We start from the raw sequence: 16,132 nt of genomic DNA, 5'->3' as shown, positions 1-16,132 counted from the left end.
TGCCCCCTCCAAGTCGAAACAAGCAGGAGTAATTCTCATGGTTGGACAATCTGCGCTGATCTTTGCGTTGGTCTGCGGGCTGGTGGCCGTCATCTACGGCTTCTGGTCCCGCAGCTGGATTCTTTCTCAGGACGCGGGCAACGCCCGCATGCAGGAAATCGCCGGGGCCATTCAGACCGGCGCCGCGGCCTACCTCGCGCGGCAGTACAAGACGATCGGCATCGTCGGGGTGGTGCTGGCCATCCTCATCGGCGTCTTCCTCGAAGGCCCCACCGCCATCGGCTTCGTGCTCGGTGCCGTGCTCTCGGGCGCCTGCGGCTTCATCGGCATGAACATCTCGGTGCGCGCCAACGTGCGCACCGCGCAAGCGGCCACCAAGGGCATCGGCCCGGCGCTGGACGTGGCCTTCCGCGGCGGCGCCATCACCGGCATGCTGGTCGTGGGCCTGGGCCTGCTGGGCGTGTCCGGCTTCTTCTGGTTCCTGGTCGGCAACGGCAACCTCACGCCAGCGGCCGATCTGGCCAAGCTGCTGAACCCGCTGATCGGCTTTGCCTTCGGCTCCTCGCTGATCTCCATCTTCGCGCGCCTGGGCGGCGGCATCTTCACCAAAGGTGCCGACGTGGGCGCCGATCTGGTGGGCAAGGTCGAGGCTGGCATTCCGGAAGACGACCCGCGCAACCCGGCGGTGATCGCCGACAACGTGGGCGACAACGTGGGCGACTGCGCCGGCATGGCAGCCGACCTGTTCGAGACCTACGCGGTCACGCTGATCGCCACCATGGTGCTGGGCGCCCTCATGGTCGCGGCCGCGCCCATGCAGGCCGTGCTCTATCCGCTGGTGCTCGGTGGCGTATCCATCCTGGCGTCCATCGTCGGCTGCTTCTTCGTGAAGGCCAGCCCGGGCATGAAGAACGTGATGCCCGCGCTGTACAAGGGCCTGGCGATCGCAGGCGTGCTCTCACTGATCGCCTTCTGGTTCGTCACCGCCTGGATCATGCCGGACAACGCCATCACCGCCACAGGCAGCCAGCTGCGCCTCTTCGGTGCCTGCGCCGTGGGCCTGGTGCTGACCGCCGCGCTGGTCTGGATCACCGAGTTCTACACCGGCACGCAGTACTCGCCGGTCAAGCACATCGCACAAGCCTCGACCACCGGCCACGGCACCAACATCATTGCCGGCCTGGGCGTGTCCATGCGCTCCACCGCCTGGCCGGTGCTGTTCGTCTGCGTCGGCATCGTGGCCTCCTACACGCTGGCAGGCCTGTACGGCATCGCCATCGCCGCCACCGCCATGCTGAGCATGGCCGGCATCGTGGTCGCGCTGGACGCCTACGGCCCCATCACCGACAACGCCGGCGGCATCGCCGAAATGGCCGAGCTGCCCAGCAGCGTGCGCGACATCACCGACCCGCTGGACGCGGTGGGCAACACCACCAAGGCCGTGACCAAGGGCTACGCCATCGGCTCCGCCGGCCTGGCCGCGCTGGTGCTGTTCGCCGACTACACCCACAAGCTGGAAACCTACGGCCACCAGATCAAGTTCGATCTGAGCGACCCGATGGTGATCATCGGCCTGTTCATCGGCGGCATGATCCCCTACCTCTTCGGTGCCATGGCGATGGAGGCCGTGGGCCGTGCCGCCGGTTCGGTGGTCGTGGAGGTGCGCCGGCAGTTCAAGGAGATCCCCGGCATCATGGAAGGCACGGCCAAGCCCGAGTACGGCAAGGCGGTCGACATGTTGACCACGGCGGCCATCAAGGAGATGGTGATCCCCTCGCTGCTGCCGGTGGTGGTCCCCATCCTGGTGGGCGTGTTCCTGGGCCCGAAAGCGCTGGGCGGCCTGCTGATGGGCACCATCGTCACCGGCCTGTTCGTGGCCATCTCCATGTGCACTGGCGGTGGCGCCTGGGACAACGCCAAGAAGTACATCGAAGACGGCCACCACGGCGGCAAGGGCAGCGAGGCGCACAAGGCCGCCGTGACCGGCGACACCGTGGGCGACCCCTACAAGGACACGGCAGGCCCTGCCGTCAACCCGCTGATCAAGATCATCAACATCGTGGCGCTGCTGATCGTGCCGCTGCTGCCGCTGGCGGCCTGATCCCTTTCTCGAAGGTTCAAAGGACCCGCTTCGGCGGGCCTTTTTTCTGGGCCGCCCCCGCCAGCAGGCGGACCACCGCGCTGGCACTGGGGGTGAGGCGATCGAGCTGGGCCGCTTCGCCCCGCTCGATCGCTTGCAGCACCAGCTCCTGGATGCCGCCCACGGCCGCCACCGCCATGGTGGGCGTGAGCACCTCACGCTCGGCGTTGATGGTCTCGAGCATGAAGTCGGCCAGGTGCTGCATCACCTCGCGGCGCACCAGGGCACCGGCCGGCCCGAGATGGTGGACTTCCACGAACAGCATGCGGATCAGCTGCGGCCCGCTGGCCAGGTGCGCCAGGTACGCACCCAAGGCATGTTCGACCTGGTCCTGCCAGGGGCGTTCGGGCTGCACGGCCTCGCGCAGGGTGCGCAGCGCGGAGGCGCTGGCCGCCCGGTACAGCTCGAGAAAGCAGGCGTCCTTGTCCGCGAAATGCTCGTAGAACGTGCGTTTGGACACCCCCGCCTCGGCCACCACGGCCGCGATCGACGTGGCCGCCAGACCCTGGGCCGCAGCGACCGTGGCCATGGCTTGCAGCAGGCGACCACGGTGTTCGTTCGGCACGGTGGCGTCGGCGCTGCGGGTGTTTTTCGGCTTCATGGACGGGCATCTTAGGGCCTGCACCCCATTCTTCTCCGCTTGACAGGGCGAATCGAAACACGCACCATCACGACTTGGTACGACACGGTACCAATCCGTTTTTCCACCCACGCCCCACCATGACCGAACTCGTTGTCCGCCGCCTGCTGATCGATCTGGAACAACCCGTGGCCCGCCACTGGTGCGGCGGCGACGCCTTTCTGACCGCGTGGTTCAACGCGCTGTCGATGAGCTTTCCCATCGGCGAGCAGTTCTTCATCGACTCGGTGCGCAACGGCTTCAAGGCCCTGCCGCCCGAGCGCCAAGCCGAGCTGCAAGCCGAAGTCCAGGGTTTCGTGGGCCAGGAAGCCACCCACCGGCGCATCCACGCGCTGTTCAACGCGCAGATCGAGAAACACGGCCTGGTGAACGACTGGGAACCCCGCGCACGTGACCGCCTCCAACTGCTGGAGGGCACGGACCCGCGCCACGGCCTGGCCATCACCGCCGCCAACGAACATTTCACCGCCCTCTTCGCCGAGTGGATGCTGTCTCACCCCCAACTGCTGGACGGCAGCGAGCCGCGATTGAAAACCCTTTGGCTCTGGCACAGCGCCGAAGAGGCCGAGCACAAGTGCACCGCTTTCGACCTGTACCAGGCACTGGGCGGCAGCCACACCTGGCGCACGACCTGGATGCGCCGCATCACGCTGGTCTTTCTCACCGACACCTTGCGCCAGACGGTGAACAACCTCAGGCGCGATGGCACGCTCTGGCGCTGGAGCACGTGGCGCAGCGCCGCCCGCCACATGCTTGGCCGCGACGGCCTGCTGCGCCAGACCTTCAAGCCCTGGCGCGCCTACTTCCGCCGCGACTTCCACCCGGATCAGCAGTCCAGCGAGCTCTCCGCCCACTGGCTGCGCGACAACGCCACGCAATACACCCGGGTGGGCCGCGCCGAGCCGGCCTGACCCGGCCCGCTCAGGCGGAAATGCCCTCGCGGCAACACCGGTACCCCCGGGTGTTCCCGTGCGGTCCGGCGGTCACTCGCCCATAATCGGCCCATGTCCGAACGCGTCATTCCCCTGATCGACCAGCGCCTGGTCTCCGTGGCCGCGCGCGTCCCTCAGGTCGGCACGGCCCCGACCGGCCTGCTCGGCGACGCGCTGGGCCGCCCGCTGCGCGATCTGCGCATCAGCGTGACCGACCGTTGCAACTTCCGCTGCAGCTATTGCATGCCGAAGGACATCTTCGACAAGGACTACCCCTACCTGCCGCACAGCTCGCTGCTGACCTTCGAGGAAATCACGCGCGTGGCGCGCCAGTTCGTCGCGCACGGGGTGCAGAAGATCCGCCTCACCGGCGGCGAGCCGCTGCTTCGCAAGAACCTCGAAATCCTGATCGAACAGCTGGCCGCGCTGCGCACGGTGGAAGGCCAGCCGCTGGACATCACGCTGACCACCAACGGCTCGCTGCTCGCGCGCAAGGCGCACGCCCTCAAGGCCGCCGGCCTGCAACGTGTCACGGTCAGCCTGGACGGCCTGGACGACACCATCTTCCGCGCCATGAACGACGTGGACTTCCCCGTGGCCGATGTGCTCGACGGCATTGCCGCCGCGCAGGCCGCGGGACTGGGCCCGATCAAGGTCAACATGGTGGTCAAGCGCGGCACCAACGACCACGAGATCCTGCCCATGGCGCGCCACTTCAAGGGCACGGGCATCGTGCTGCGCTTCATCGAGTACATGGACGTGGGCGCCACCAACGGCTGGCGCATGGACGAGGTACTGCCCAGCGCGGAGGTGGTGCAACGCATCCACCGCGAACTGCCGCTGGTGCAACTCGGCGCATCGGCCCCCGGCGAAACCGCCGAGCGCTGGGCCTATGCCGACGGCTCGGGCGAGATCGGCGTGATCAGCAGCGTGACGCAGGCCTTCTGCAGCGACTGCAACCGCGCCCGCCTGTCCACCGAAGGCCAGCTCTACCTCTGCCTCTTCGCCAGCCAGGGCCACGACCTGCGCCACCTGATCCGCGGCGATGCCACCGACGAGCAACTCGCCAGCGCGATCGCGGCGATCTGGCAAGGCCGCAGCGACCGGTACTCCGAACTGCGTGCCAGCCTTCCGCCCGAAGCCGGTGCAGGCGCACGTCGCGTCGAGATGAGCTACATCGGCGGTTAAGCAAAACAGATGATCCATTCCCATCAAATCACGGGCCTCGTGCTCGCCGGCGGCCGCGGCTCGCGCATGGGCGGCGTCGACAAGGGCCTGCAGAACTTCAACGGCACGCCGCTGGCGCTGCACGCCTTGCTGCGCCTGCAGATGCAGGAAGGCGGGCTGGTCGGCGGTCAGATGGTCAACGCCAACCGCAATCTGGCGGCCTACGAGGCCTTCGGCGTGCCGGTGTGGCCCGACACCCTGGACGGCTACGCGGGTCCCCTGGCCGGCTTCATGACCGGCCTGGAGCGCTGCGAAACGCCCTACCTGCTCACGGTGCCCTGCGACACGCCCCTCTTCCCGCTCGACCTCGTCCAGCGGATGGCCCAGGCGTTCGAGGACGAGACCACCGAAATCGCCATGGCCGGCGCCCTGGAGGAAGACGGCCAGCTGCGGCCCCAGCCGGTGTTCTGCCTCATTCGGGTGGAGCTCATGGAAAGCCTGCTGGTCTTCACCCAGGCCGGCGGGCGCAAGATCGACCGCTGGACCGACCAGCACCGCACGGTGATCGTGCCCTTCGACCGGCCGGGCGACGACCCCAAGGCCTTCTTCAACACCAACACCCTGGCCGAACTGCACGCCCTCGAAAAGGGCTGAGCGCTCGGCCCTCCGTTCGTTTGTCCATGAAATCCATCGAGCAGATCGCGGCCGAATTGCAGGGCTACGACCCGCAGGCCATCAGCGCCGAACGCGTCAACGACTTCCTCGCCCGCCTGGTCGAGCCGGTCACCGCCACCGAAGACCTGGGCGTGTTCGACGCGCTGGGCCGCGTGCTGGCGCAGGACGTGGTCTCGCCCATCAGCGTGCCGCCGCACGACAACTCCGCCATGGACGGCTTCGCCTTCGACAGCGGGCAGCTGCGCCCGGACGAACCGCTGGGCCTGCGCGTGGCGGGCACGGCCTTCGCGGGCAAGGCCTGGGCCGGCACCGTGGGTGCGGGCGAGTGCCTGAAGATCATGACGGGCGCCATCATGCCGCCTGGGCTGGACACCGTGGTGCCGCTCGAATTCGTGAAAGCGGAAGGTGATCGCGTCGTGGTGCCGCCCAACGTGGTGAGCGCGGGCGACAACCGCCGCCTGCTGGGCGAAGACCTCATGGCCGGCGAAGCGGCCTTGCGCCAAGGCCAGACACTCGGCCCGGCGGCGCTGGGCCTGCTGGCCAGCCTGGGCCTGCCCACCGTGAAGGTGTTCCGCCGCGTGAAGGTGGCGTACTTCTCCACCGGCGACGAGATCCTGAGCCTGGGCGAAACGCCGCGCGAAGGCGCGGTGTACGACAGCAACCGCTACACCGTCTTCGGCCTGCTCACGCGCCTGGGCGTGGAGGTGGTCGATATGGGCGTGGTGCGCGACGAGCCCGCCGAGCTGGAAGTGGCCTTCCGCACCGCCGCGCTCAAGGCCGACGCCATCATCACCAGCGGTGGTGTGAGCATGGGCGAGGCCGACCACACCAAGGCCATGATGAAGCAGCTCGGCGACGTGGCCTTCTGGCGCATTGCGATGCGCCCGGGCCGCCCCATGGCGGTGGGCCGCATCGACGAGGCCGGCAAGAGCGCCGTGCTGTTCGGGCTGCCAGGCAACCCGGTGGCGGTGATGGTCACCTTCCTGGCCTTCGTGCGTCCGGCCCTGCAGCGCCTCATGGGCGCTTCACCCAGCGAACCCGTGCTGCTGCAGGCCCGCAGCGGCGAAGCCCTGCGCAAGAAGCCAGGCCGCACCGAGTACCAGCGCGGCATCGTCACCCGCTCGCCCGACGGCGCGCTCAGCGTGCGCACCACGGGCAACCAGGGTTCGGGCGTGCTCAGCTCGATGGTGGAGGCCAACGGCCTGATCGTGCTGCACCACCGCCAGGGCAACGTGGCCGCGGGCGACCCGGTGGACGTGATGATGTTCGACGGCGCGATCTGACCCGGCTCACTTGGCCGGGATGGCGGCGTCCGCGTGGCCGCCATCGTGCTGCGCGGCCTTCGCCTTCGAATGGGACTTGTCGCGCGAGAGCAGCGTGTACATGGTGGGCACCACGAAGATGGTCAGCAGCGTGCCCACGCTCATGCCGCCCACGATCACCCAACCGATCTGCTGCCGGCTCTCCGCCCCCGCGCCAGATGCCAGCGCCAGCGGAATGGCGCCCAGCACCATGGCGCCCGTGGTCATCAGGATGGGCCGCAGGCGCAGCGCGGCCGACTGTCTGACGGCCTCGAACTTCTCCAGGCCCTGGTCGCGCAGCTGGTTGGAGAACTCCACGATCAAAATGCCGTGCTTGGTGATCAGCCCCACCAGCGTGATGAGCCCGATCTGGCTGAACACGTTGATGGTGCCGCCCGTCAGCTTGAGCGCCAGCAGCGCGCCCATCATGGACAGCGGCACGCTGAGCATGATGATGAACGGATCGACAAAGCTCTCGAACTGCGCCGCGAGCACGAGGTAGATGAACAGCAGCGAGAGCGCGAAGACGATGGCCAGCGAGCCCGAGGCGTTGCGGAACTCGCGGCTCTGGCCGTTCAGATCGGTGGTGTAGCCGGCGGGCAGCACCTCGCGCGCGGCCTTGTCCATGAACTGCAGGGCCTCGCCCAACGAGTAGTCGGGCGCCAGGTTGGCCGTGAGGGACGCGCTGCGGCGCTGGCCGAAGTGGTTGAGCTCGCGCGGCACCACCACCTCGCTGATCTTGACCAGCGAGGCCAGGGGAATCATGGCGTCGTTGCGGCCGCGCACGAACAGGCGGTCGATGTCCTCGGGCGTGCTGCGGTTGCCCGAGACGGTCTGTACCACCACGTCGTACTGTTCACCGTCGCGCTTGTAGCGCGTGACGATGCGGCCGCCCAGCATGGTCTCGACGGTGCGCGCGATGGCATCCACGTTCACACCCATGTCGGCCGCGCGCTCGCGGTCCACGTCCATGCGGATCTCGGGCTTGTTCAGGCGCAGGTCGGTGTCGATCTGCACCAGGCCCGGGTTCTTGCTCAGCTCGTCCTGGAAGCGGCGCACGGTTTGCGCCAGGTTCTCGTAGCTGTCGGAGGTGACGATCACGTAGTTGATCGGGCGCTCGCGAAAGCCCTGCCCGAGCGAGGGCGGCGTGATGGGAAAGGCGCTGATGCCCGGCAGCGACGCCAGGCGCGGCGTGATCTCGCGCGCGATGCGCTGCGTGGAGCGCTCGCGCTCTTCCCAGGGCAGCGCGCGCATGAACACCACGCCCTGCGCCACCGAGGGGTTGCCCACGTTGACGAAGATGCGGTCGAATTCGGGGTAGTCCTGGGCGATGTTCTCGATCGCCTCCGCGTACTTGCGGGTGTAGGCCAGCGTGGCGCCATCCGGGCCGTTGATGTTGGCCAGGATCACGCCGCGGTCCTCGATCGGCGCGAGCTCCTGGCGCATGGTCTGCAGCATCCACGCGCTGGCCAGCGCGCTGCCGGCCATGACCGCCACCACCAGCCAGCGAACCCGCAGCGAGGCGCCCAGCACCCGGCTGAAGCCGCGCGTGACGGCGTTGAGCACGCGCTCCATGCCGCGGTCGAACCGGCCCGGGTTGGGGTTGTGCCGCAGCAGCTTGGAGCACAGCATGGGCGAAAGCGTGAGCGCCACGAAGCCGGAAACCACCACCGCCCCGGCCAGCGCCAGCGCGAACTCAGCGAACAGACGGCCGGTGCGGCCGGGCGTGAAGGCCAGCGGCGCATACACCGCCGCCAGCGTGAGCGTCATCGCCACGATGGCAAAGCCGATTTCGCGCGCGCCCTGGATCGCCGCGTCGAAGGGCTTCATGCCCTCCTCGATGTGCCGGTAGATGTTCTCCAGCATCACGATGGCGTCGTCCACCACCAGGCCGATGGCCAGCACCAGAGCCAGCAGCGTGAGCGTGTTGATGGAGAAACCGAACATCGCCATCAGCGCGAACGCGCCGATCAGGCTGACCGGGATGGTCATGAGCGGAATGATCGAGGCGCGCAGCGTGCGCAGGAACACGAAGATGACCAGCGCCACCAGCACCACGGCTTCGGCGATGGTGGTGTAGACCGCCTTGATCGAGCGGTCGATGAAGACCGAGTTGTCGTTGGCGATGTCCACGTTCACGCCGGCGGGCAGGTCCTGCTTGACCTTCTCCAGCATCTGCCGCACGGCGGCCGAGAGCTCCAGCGGGTTGGCGGTCGCCTGCCGGATCACGCCGAGCGAGACCGCGTCGCGGCCATTGAGCCGCACCGAGGTGCGTTCGTCCTGCGGCGCCTGCACCACGCGCGCGACGTCGGCGATGCGGATGGTCTGGCCGTTGACGTTGCGGATCGCCACCGCCGAAAACTGCTCGGGCGTCTGCAGGTCGGTGGCGGCGGTCACGTTGAACTCACGCAGCGTGCTCTCGATGCGGCCAGCCGGCACTTCCAGGTTGGAGCGGCGCAGGGCGTCTTCCACGTCCTGCACGGTCAGCGCGTAAGCGGCCAGGCGGTCCGGGTCCATCCAGATGCGCATGGAATAGCGGCGCTCGCCGTACACGCGCACCTCGGCCGCGCCGGGCGCCGTTTGCAGCACGGGCTTGGCCAGGCGGTTGGCGAAATCGCTGAGCTGCAGCGCGCTGTGGGTGTCGGAGGTAAGGGCCAGCCAGATCACGGGCGAGGCGTCGGCCTCCACCTTGGCGATCACCGGCTCGTCCACGTCCTGCGGCAGGCGCTGGCGCACGCGGCTGACCTTGTCGCGCACATCGGCGGCGGCCGAGTCGGGGTCGCGCTCGAGCTTGAAGCGCACCGTGATCTGGCTCTGTTCCTGGCGGCTGATCGAGGTGATCACGTCCAGCCCCTCGATGCCCGCGAGCGAGTCTTCCAGCGGCTTGGTGACCTGCGACTCGATCACCTCGCTGGACGCCCCGCCGAAGCGCGTGGAGACCGTGACGGTGGGCTCATCGATCTTGGGGTACTCGCGCACCGTCAGGCCGTTGAACGACACGATGCCCACCAGCAGGATGAGCAGGGACAGCACCGAGGCGAACACCGGGCGCCGGATCGAGATCTCAGGCAGTTGCATGCGAGTTCCTGAGGGTTCAGCGCGCCGGCGCCGGGGCCGTTTCAGCGGCGGCAGGCGCAGCCATGTTCACGACCCGCACCGCGGTGCCATCGCGCTGCAGCCGCTGCTGGCCGGCGATCACCACGGTGTCGCCCTGCCGCAGGCCGCTGACCACCTCGACATCCGAACCCCGGCGCGCGCCCAGGGCCACTTCCACCCGGCGCGAGTGGCGCTTCTTCGCGTCGCCCTCGCCCTGTTCGTCGAGCACGTAGGCGTACTGCTTGCCGGCCTGGGGCACCAGGGCTTCCTCGGGCACCACCAACGCGCGCTCGTTGACCGAGAAGACGATCAGCACGCGCGCGAACATGCCGGGGCGCAACACGTTGTCGGCTGCGGGCGGCATGACGGCCCGCACGGAAATGGAGCGGCCATTGGCGTCGAGCAGCGGGTCCACGGCCAGCACCTTGGCTTCGAACGAGCGGTTCGGCAAGGCATCGAGCTGCACCTGCACCACCTGGCCCGGGGCGAGCTGGGTCTGGTAGCGCTCCGGCAAGCGGAAGTCCACCGTGAGCATGGACGTGTCCTCGAGGTTCACGAGGTTGTCGCCGTCCTTCACGTAGGCCCCCAGGTTGATGCTGCGCAGGCCCACGGTGCCCGCGAACGGGGCGGTGATGCGCATGCGCTGCAGCCGCGCGTCGGCCAGCGCCACCTGGGCTTCGGCCACCTGCAGGTTGGCCTGGCTTTCCTCCACCACGCGCTGGGCCACGAAGTTCTGCGCCACCAGCTCCTGGTTGCGCTTGAGGTTGGCGCGCGCGATGGACAGCTGGGCCTGTGCCTGGCTCAACTCGGCGCGCTGCAAGGTGTCGTCGAGTTGCACCAGCAACTGGCCCGCCTTGACCCGGGCGCCGTCCGCGAAGACGATCCGGGCCACCCGGCCGCTGGTCTCGGGCTTGAGCGTCACGCTCTGGCGGGAGCGCAGGGTGCCCACGGCCTGGGCGTCGTCCTGCAGCCGGATGGCCTTCACCCGCGTCACCTCCACACCGGGTGCGCCACCGGCCGCTGCACCGGAAGCGCCCGGTCCGGTGCCGGCCACCGGCGGGGTGATGGCATCCCGGATCTGCAGCCACCAGGCCGCACCGGAGGCCAGACCGATGCCAACGACGGCCACCACCACGTAAAGCGCTTTGTTCGCCATGGATTCCACTGCCGGGGAAAAGGACGCCCTACCCCCGTGGGGCATGGCACAGATCGATGAAACGAAATGTAGCAGTGGGTGGGGGCCGCCGGTGACGGGATTTCCCCTGTAGGACTCAGGCCGGCACGCCCCGGTTGGCCAGGGCGTCGGCCCGTTCGTTGCCAGGGTCGCCGGCGTGGCCTTTGACCCAGTGCCATTCGATCTGGTGGGGCCCGGCGTGCACCAGGCCATCGAGCTTGCGCCAGAGGTCGGCGTTCTTCACCGGCTGCTTGGCCGCCGTGACCCAGCCCTTGCGCTTCCAGCCGTGGATCCACTCGGTGATGCCCTGGCGCACGTACTGGCTGTCGAGGTACAGCGAGACCCGGCAGGGGCGCTTGAGCGCGGCCAGGCCTTCGATCACCGCGGTGAGTTCCATGCGGTTGTTGGTGGTTTCGCGCTCGCCGCCCCACAACTCCTTCTCGAAACCCTCTGACTTGAGGTAAACGCCCCAGCCGCCAGGCCCAGGGTTGCCCTTGCAGGCACCGTCGGTGTAGATCACCACATGGTTCAAAAAAAGCTCCTGAATACAAAAAGGGAGAGGCGCGGCGGCGTTCAGTGCCGGTGGGTCACCGACACCGGGGCGGCCGAAGTGGCGCGCCTGGGCTTCCAGGCCGGGCCCAGCAGGCGCATGCCGCGCACGCGCTTGACCGCCACCACGAAATACACCGCGCCAAAGATGGGCCACCAGCGGGCACCGGCGCGGTCCAGCCAGGCGTAGCGCTGCAACCAGGTGTCGGTGCGCATCGCCGGGCGGTAGCAGCCAAAGCGGTCCGACTCTACTTCAAAACTGAGCAGCCTCAGCCAGTCGCGCAGGCGCCAGGGACCGATGAAATCCCCTGCTTCAGGCAGGTACAGGCTGGAGGCACCGAAGGCGTTGAGGCCCACCCGGGCGCAGAACCGGCCGCGCCCCTGGCGCAGGCCCCACAGGCTCGTGGGGTTGAAGCCCGAGATCACCACCCGGCCTTCGGGCACCAGCACGCGCTCGACCTCGCGCAGCACGTGGTGCGGGTCGGCGCTGAACTCCAGCGTGTGGGGCAGCACCACCAGGTCCAGGCTGGCCTCGGGGAACGGCAGGGCGGCCGCGTCGGTGATCAGGGCCACGCGCGGGGCGCGGCCCTCGGCCCTGGCCGGCAGCACCTCGGGCAGCGCCAGCCAGCGGTGCGGCATGCGGTTGGCCTGCAGGCCCTCCAGCTCGGGCAAACCGAGCTGCAAGGCGTTGTAGCCAAAGAGGTCGGCCACCGCCAGGTCGAACTGGGCCTGCTCCCACGCCAGCAGGTACTGGCCGGGCGCGGTCGAAAACCAATCGGTCAACCCTATAATTTTTGCGGTCATGTGCGGTGGGGCCGAAGCCGGTTCCGGCAGGAAGTCTGCGACACTGCAAACCACCGGGAAGGCCAGCCCCGCACTCTACACGCCCTACCCGACATCCGTCCCATGCACCTCATTCCGATCCCGGCCTTCAGCGACAACTACATCTGGGCCCTGCACGACGGCGCCCAGGCGCTGGTCGTGGACCCTGGCGAAGCCGCGGGCGTGGCCCGGTGGCTGGCACAGGAAGGCCTGCGGCTGGACACCATCCTGATCACCCACCACCACGCCGACCACACCGGCGGCGTGGCCGAACTGCGCGAGGCCACTGGCGCGCGCGTGATCGGCCCGGCCTTCGAGCCCATGCCCGAGCCGCTGCAGCGCGTTGGCGAAGGCGAGTCGGTGGAGGTGCTCGGCCTGCGCTTCGAGGTGATCGAGGTGCCGGGGCACACCGCCGGCCACATCGCCTACTACACGCCCGCCCTGGACGGCGCCCCGCTGCTGTTCTGTGGCGACACGCTGTTCTCCGGCGGCTGCGGCCGCCTGTTCGAGGGCACGCCGGCCCAGATGCTGGACTCGCTCACCCGGCTGGCCGCCCTGCCCGCCCATACCCGCGTGTGCTGCACCCACGAGTACACGCTGTCCAATCTCAAGTTCGCGCAGGCGGTGGAGCCCGGCAATGCCGAGCTGGCGGCCTACACCGCCCACTGCCAGGCGCAACGCGCGCAGAACTTTCCCACGCTGCCCAGCTCCATCGGGCTGGAAAAACAGATCAATCCTTTCTTGCGCACCGGCGAAACCGCCGTCGTGCGCTCCGCCCAGGCCCACGAGCCGGGCATTGCCACCGATGCCGTGTCGGTTTTCGCCACGCTTCGCGAATGGAAAAACGTTTTCAGATGACCCCTGCCTTCCCGACCGCCCTTCCCGCTCCCGCCTGTGCTCCCCTGTCCACCGGCCCCGCCCGCCGCTGGCTGACGCTGGCCGGCACGGCCTTGGTGCTGCTGGTGTCCGGCTGCGCCACCACGGCGCTGCCCGAAGCCGGCAGCGGCGCCACCGGCGCGCCCAACGCCACGCCACCCGTCGCCGCCAACGCGCCGCGCCTGCCCTCGTACCGCCTGCCCAGCGATGTGCCCCTGAGCACCATCGGCACAGCCGAAACCGCGCTCTCCAGCGTGACGACGCTGGACGCCCCAGCCGACCTCTGGGACCGCATCCGCCGTGGCTTCGCCATGCCCGACCTCGAAGGCGACCTGGTGCGCGACCGCGAGCAGTGGTACGCCACCCGGCCCGACTACATGCAGCGCATGACGGAGCGCTCCAGCCGCTATCTGTTCCACATCGTGGAGGAGATCGAGCGCCGCAACATGCCCATGGAGCTGGCCCTGCTGCCCTTCATCGAAAGCGCCTTCAACCCACAGGCCGTCTCCAGCGCGCGCGCCGCAGGCATGTGGCAGTTCATGCCCGCCACCGGCCAGTCGTTCGACCTCAAGCAGAACGCCTTCCGCGACGATCGGCGCGACGTGCTCGCCTCCACGCGGGCCGCGCTCGACTACCTGCAGCAGCTGTACGGTCGCTTCGGGGACTGGCACCTCGCGCTGGCGGCGTACAACTGGGGCCAGGGCAACGTCAACCGCGCCATCACCAACAACCAGCGCCTGGGCAAGCCCACCGGTTACACCGACCTCAACATGCCGGCGGAAACGCGCCTGTACGTGCCCAAGCTGCAGGCGGTGGAGAACATCCTGGCGCGGCCCGAGGCCTACAACACCACCCTGCCCCTGATCGGCAACCACCCCTTCTTCGACACCGTCGCGCTGGAGCGCGACATGGATGTCGCCCTCATCGCCCGCCTAGCCGAGGTCGCGGAAAAAGACTTCCGCGCGCTCAACCCCTCCCTGCGCCAGCCCATCGTGATGGCCGCCGGCACGCCGCATGTGCTGCTGCCCTGGGACAACGCGTTGATCTTCCAGCGCAACCTGCAATCCCACACCGGCCCCCTGGCCAGCTGGACGGCCTGGGTCGTGCCCACCACCATGTCCGTGGCCCAGGCCGCCGACCGGGCGGGCATGAGCGAAGCCGAGTTGCGCGCGGTCAACAACATTCCGCCTCGCATGCAGGTGCGCGCCGGCTCCAGCCTGCTCGTGCCACGCACCGACAAGCGCAACGGCGACGTGCCGGTGCACGTGGCCGACAACGGCCAGATCAGCTTCCAGCCGGAGGTCATCCTCAAGCGCACCACCGTCAAGGCGCGCAAGGGCGAGAACCTGACGCGCCTGGCCCAGCGCTATGGCGTGAGCCCGGTGAGCGTGGCGGGCTGGAACAAGCTGGCCGTGAACGCGGCGCTCAAACCGGGCCAGCGCATCACGCTCATGCTGCCGCAGCGGGTCGCGGTCGCCAAGGCCGCCCCGCCGAGCAAGGCCCCGGCCAAGAAGCCGGCCACGGCCACACCGGCGCGCAAGGCCTCGCCCACCGCGAGCAAGCCGGTGAAGACCAAGTCCAAGACCGCCACCAGCGCGAGCAAGACGCGCGTGGCGTCCAGCGGCAAGTCCGACAAGAAGAACTGAGCGACCGGGCGCTCGCGCCAGAATCAGGCCCGGAACCGGGCCTTGGCCTTGCGTGCGAAGTCGTTGGTGAAGGTAAGCGCCAGATCCACACGCTGCAGCGAGCCGGGCTCCTCGAACTGCGCCAACATGCGCGCCGCCGTGGCCGGCCCGGTCTCGGGCATCATGCCGTCGACCGTCCAGGCCTCGCGCACGCGGGCGAAGGCCGCCAGGTACAGCGCGCGGTCACCCTGAAAGTAGCGCTCGGGCACCACCTTGATGATGTCGGATGGGCCCGCCGTCTGCAGCCATTTGAGCGCGTGCACCATCGCATCGGCCATCGCCTGGCTGGCCTTGGGGTACTGCGTCAGAAAGCTCCCCGGCGCGCACAGACAGCCGGAGGGCAAAGGACCGCCAAAGACCTCGGCCGTGCCGCGCGTGCTGCGCGTGTCGGCCACCACCTTGAGCGCACCCATCTGCTCCAGTTGCGTCACGGTCGGGTCGGTGTAGCTGATCGCATCGAGCTCACCGCGGCGAAACGCCTGAACCGCCGCCGCGGCATTCGCCAATGGCACGTAGCGCACATCGGCGGCGCGCAGCCCGACCTTGCCCAGCACCAGGCTCGCCACGCGGTGCGAGGCGGCACTCGTGGCCATCACCCCCACGCGGCGGCCGCGCAGGTCGGCCACCCCGCCGTTGTGGCCCATGGTCTCCAGCGACACCCCCACCACCACCTGCGGCGCTCGCCCCTGCAACACGAAGGACTGGAGGTTCTGGCCGCGCGCCTGCAGTGCGATCGTGTTGGGGTACGGGCCGGACAGCACATGGGCCGCACCGCTCTGCAAGGCGTGCAGCGACTGCGCCACATCGGGAAACTCGCGCACCTCCACATCGATGCCTTCCTGGGCAAAGTACCCGAGGCGTTCCGCGATGGTCAGTGGGAGGTAGCAGAACGAGGAGCGGCTATCGACCGCAATCGCCAGTTTGGGCGCACCGGGTCGAGGTGTGGGTGGCGCCGCAGAGGCCGGCGCCGGCTGCGCGCGCAAGGACGGTACGGCGACCGACGCCACGCTCAACGCACAGACACGTCCCCAGTTTCGGCGACTCCACATGACCCGGTTTCCTCTCTCGGCACATT

Annotated in this window: 13 protein-coding genes; 7 read left to right on the top strand and 6 right to left on the bottom strand. The window is 68.8% G+C overall.

What is annotated here, in order from left to right:
* Window positions 1–37 precede the first annotated feature (37 nt).
* On the top strand, window positions 38–2,101 hold the full coding sequence (locus AC1Q9M_RS17340) for a sodium-translocating pyrophosphatase (RefSeq protein WP_492434820.1): 2,064 nt from the start codon (window positions 38–40) through the stop codon (window positions 2,099–2,101).
* Between the two features lie 16 nt (window positions 2,102–2,117).
* On the opposite strand, the gene AC1Q9M_RS17335 is transcribed toward AC1Q9M_RS17340, so the two are convergent.
* Window positions 2,118–2,741, bottom strand: coding sequence for a TetR/AcrR family transcriptional regulator (locus AC1Q9M_RS17335; protein WP_492434819.1), 624 nt, complete (start codon window positions 2,739–2,741; stop codon window positions 2,118–2,120).
* 119 nt (window positions 2,742–2,860) lie between these two features.
* Between AC1Q9M_RS17335 and AC1Q9M_RS17330 the strand changes: the two genes are divergently transcribed.
* The 4 genes from AC1Q9M_RS17330 to moeA all read left to right on the top strand — a co-directional run bounded on the left by AC1Q9M_RS17330 (window position 2,861) and on the right by moeA (window position 6,837).
* Window positions 2,861–3,691, top strand: coding sequence for a metal-dependent hydrolase (locus AC1Q9M_RS17330; protein ID WP_492434817.1), 831 nt, complete (start codon window positions 2,861–2,863; stop codon window positions 3,689–3,691).
* A 93-nt stretch (window positions 3,692–3,784) separates the two neighbouring features.
* Window positions 3,785–4,900, top strand: coding sequence for a GTP 3',8-cyclase MoaA (gene moaA / locus AC1Q9M_RS17325; RefSeq protein ID WP_382325154.1), 1,116 nt, complete (start codon window positions 3,785–3,787; stop codon window positions 4,898–4,900).
* A 9-nt stretch (window positions 4,901–4,909) separates the two neighbouring features.
* Window positions 4,910–5,533 carry a molybdenum cofactor guanylyltransferase MobA gene (mobA, locus tag AC1Q9M_RS17320; protein ID WP_492434815.1) on the top strand — a complete coding sequence of 208 codons (624 nt, stop codon included), beginning with the start codon at window positions 4,910–4,912 and terminating at the stop codon, window positions 5,531–5,533.
* 26 nt (window positions 5,534–5,559) lie between these two features.
* A complete protein-coding gene (moeA, locus tag AC1Q9M_RS17315; protein ID WP_492434813.1) occupies window positions 5,560–6,837 on the top strand; it encodes a molybdopterin molybdotransferase MoeA in 1,278 nt (425 codons plus the stop codon).
* Between the two features lie 6 nt (window positions 6,838–6,843).
* Here the strand turns inward: moeA and AC1Q9M_RS17310 are convergent, their stop codons facing one another.
* From AC1Q9M_RS17310 to AC1Q9M_RS17295, 4 genes are all read right to left on the bottom strand, one after another.
* Entirely contained in the window at window positions 6,844–9,933 is a 3,090-nt protein-coding gene (locus AC1Q9M_RS17310; RefSeq protein WP_492434811.1) for an efflux RND transporter permease subunit, read from the bottom strand.
* Between the two features lie 16 nt (window positions 9,934–9,949).
* Window positions 9,950–11,107 (bottom strand): efflux RND transporter periplasmic adaptor subunit, encoded by a 1,158-nt coding sequence (locus AC1Q9M_RS17305; RefSeq protein WP_492434809.1) that lies wholly within the window; start codon window positions 11,105–11,107, stop codon window positions 9,950–9,952.
* A 115-nt stretch (window positions 11,108–11,222) separates the two neighbouring features.
* The gene (gene rnhA, locus AC1Q9M_RS17300; RefSeq protein WP_382157435.1) at window positions 11,223–11,657 is read right to left on the bottom strand and encodes a ribonuclease HI; all 435 of its coding nucleotides are present in this window, start codon (window positions 11,655–11,657) and stop codon (window positions 11,223–11,225) included.
* 41 nt (window positions 11,658–11,698) lie between these two features.
* Window positions 11,699–12,478, bottom strand: coding sequence for a class I SAM-dependent methyltransferase (locus AC1Q9M_RS17295; protein ID WP_382325162.1), 780 nt, complete (start codon window positions 12,476–12,478; stop codon window positions 11,699–11,701).
* A 102-nt stretch (window positions 12,479–12,580) separates the two neighbouring features.
* Between AC1Q9M_RS17295 and gloB the strand changes: the two genes are divergently transcribed.
* Together gloB and AC1Q9M_RS17285 are read left to right on the top strand one after the other, a co-directional pair.
* Complete coding sequence (gene gloB / locus AC1Q9M_RS17290) at window positions 12,581–13,354, top strand: hydroxyacylglutathione hydrolase (protein ID WP_492434806.1); 774 nt, start codon at window positions 12,581–12,583, stop codon at window positions 13,352–13,354.
* Window positions 13,351–15,018, top strand: coding sequence for a transglycosylase SLT domain-containing protein (locus AC1Q9M_RS17285; RefSeq protein ID WP_492434804.1), 1,668 nt, complete (start codon window positions 13,351–13,353; stop codon window positions 15,016–15,018). The genes gloB and AC1Q9M_RS17285 overlap by 4 nt, the downstream gene beginning before the upstream one ends.
* 23 nt (window positions 15,019–15,041) lie before the next feature.
* On the opposite strand, the gene AC1Q9M_RS17280 is transcribed toward AC1Q9M_RS17285, so the two are convergent.
* The gene (locus AC1Q9M_RS17280) at window positions 15,042–16,106 is read right to left on the bottom strand and encodes an ABC transporter substrate-binding protein (protein ID WP_382157427.1); all 1,065 of its coding nucleotides are present in this window, start codon (window positions 16,104–16,106) and stop codon (window positions 15,042–15,044) included.
* Window positions 16,107–16,132: the final 26 nt, after the last annotated feature.

Source organism: Hydrogenophaga sp. GW823-FHT04C09, from assembly GCF_058796355.1.
This window is presented reverse-complemented; position numbering and strand designations above follow the sequence as displayed.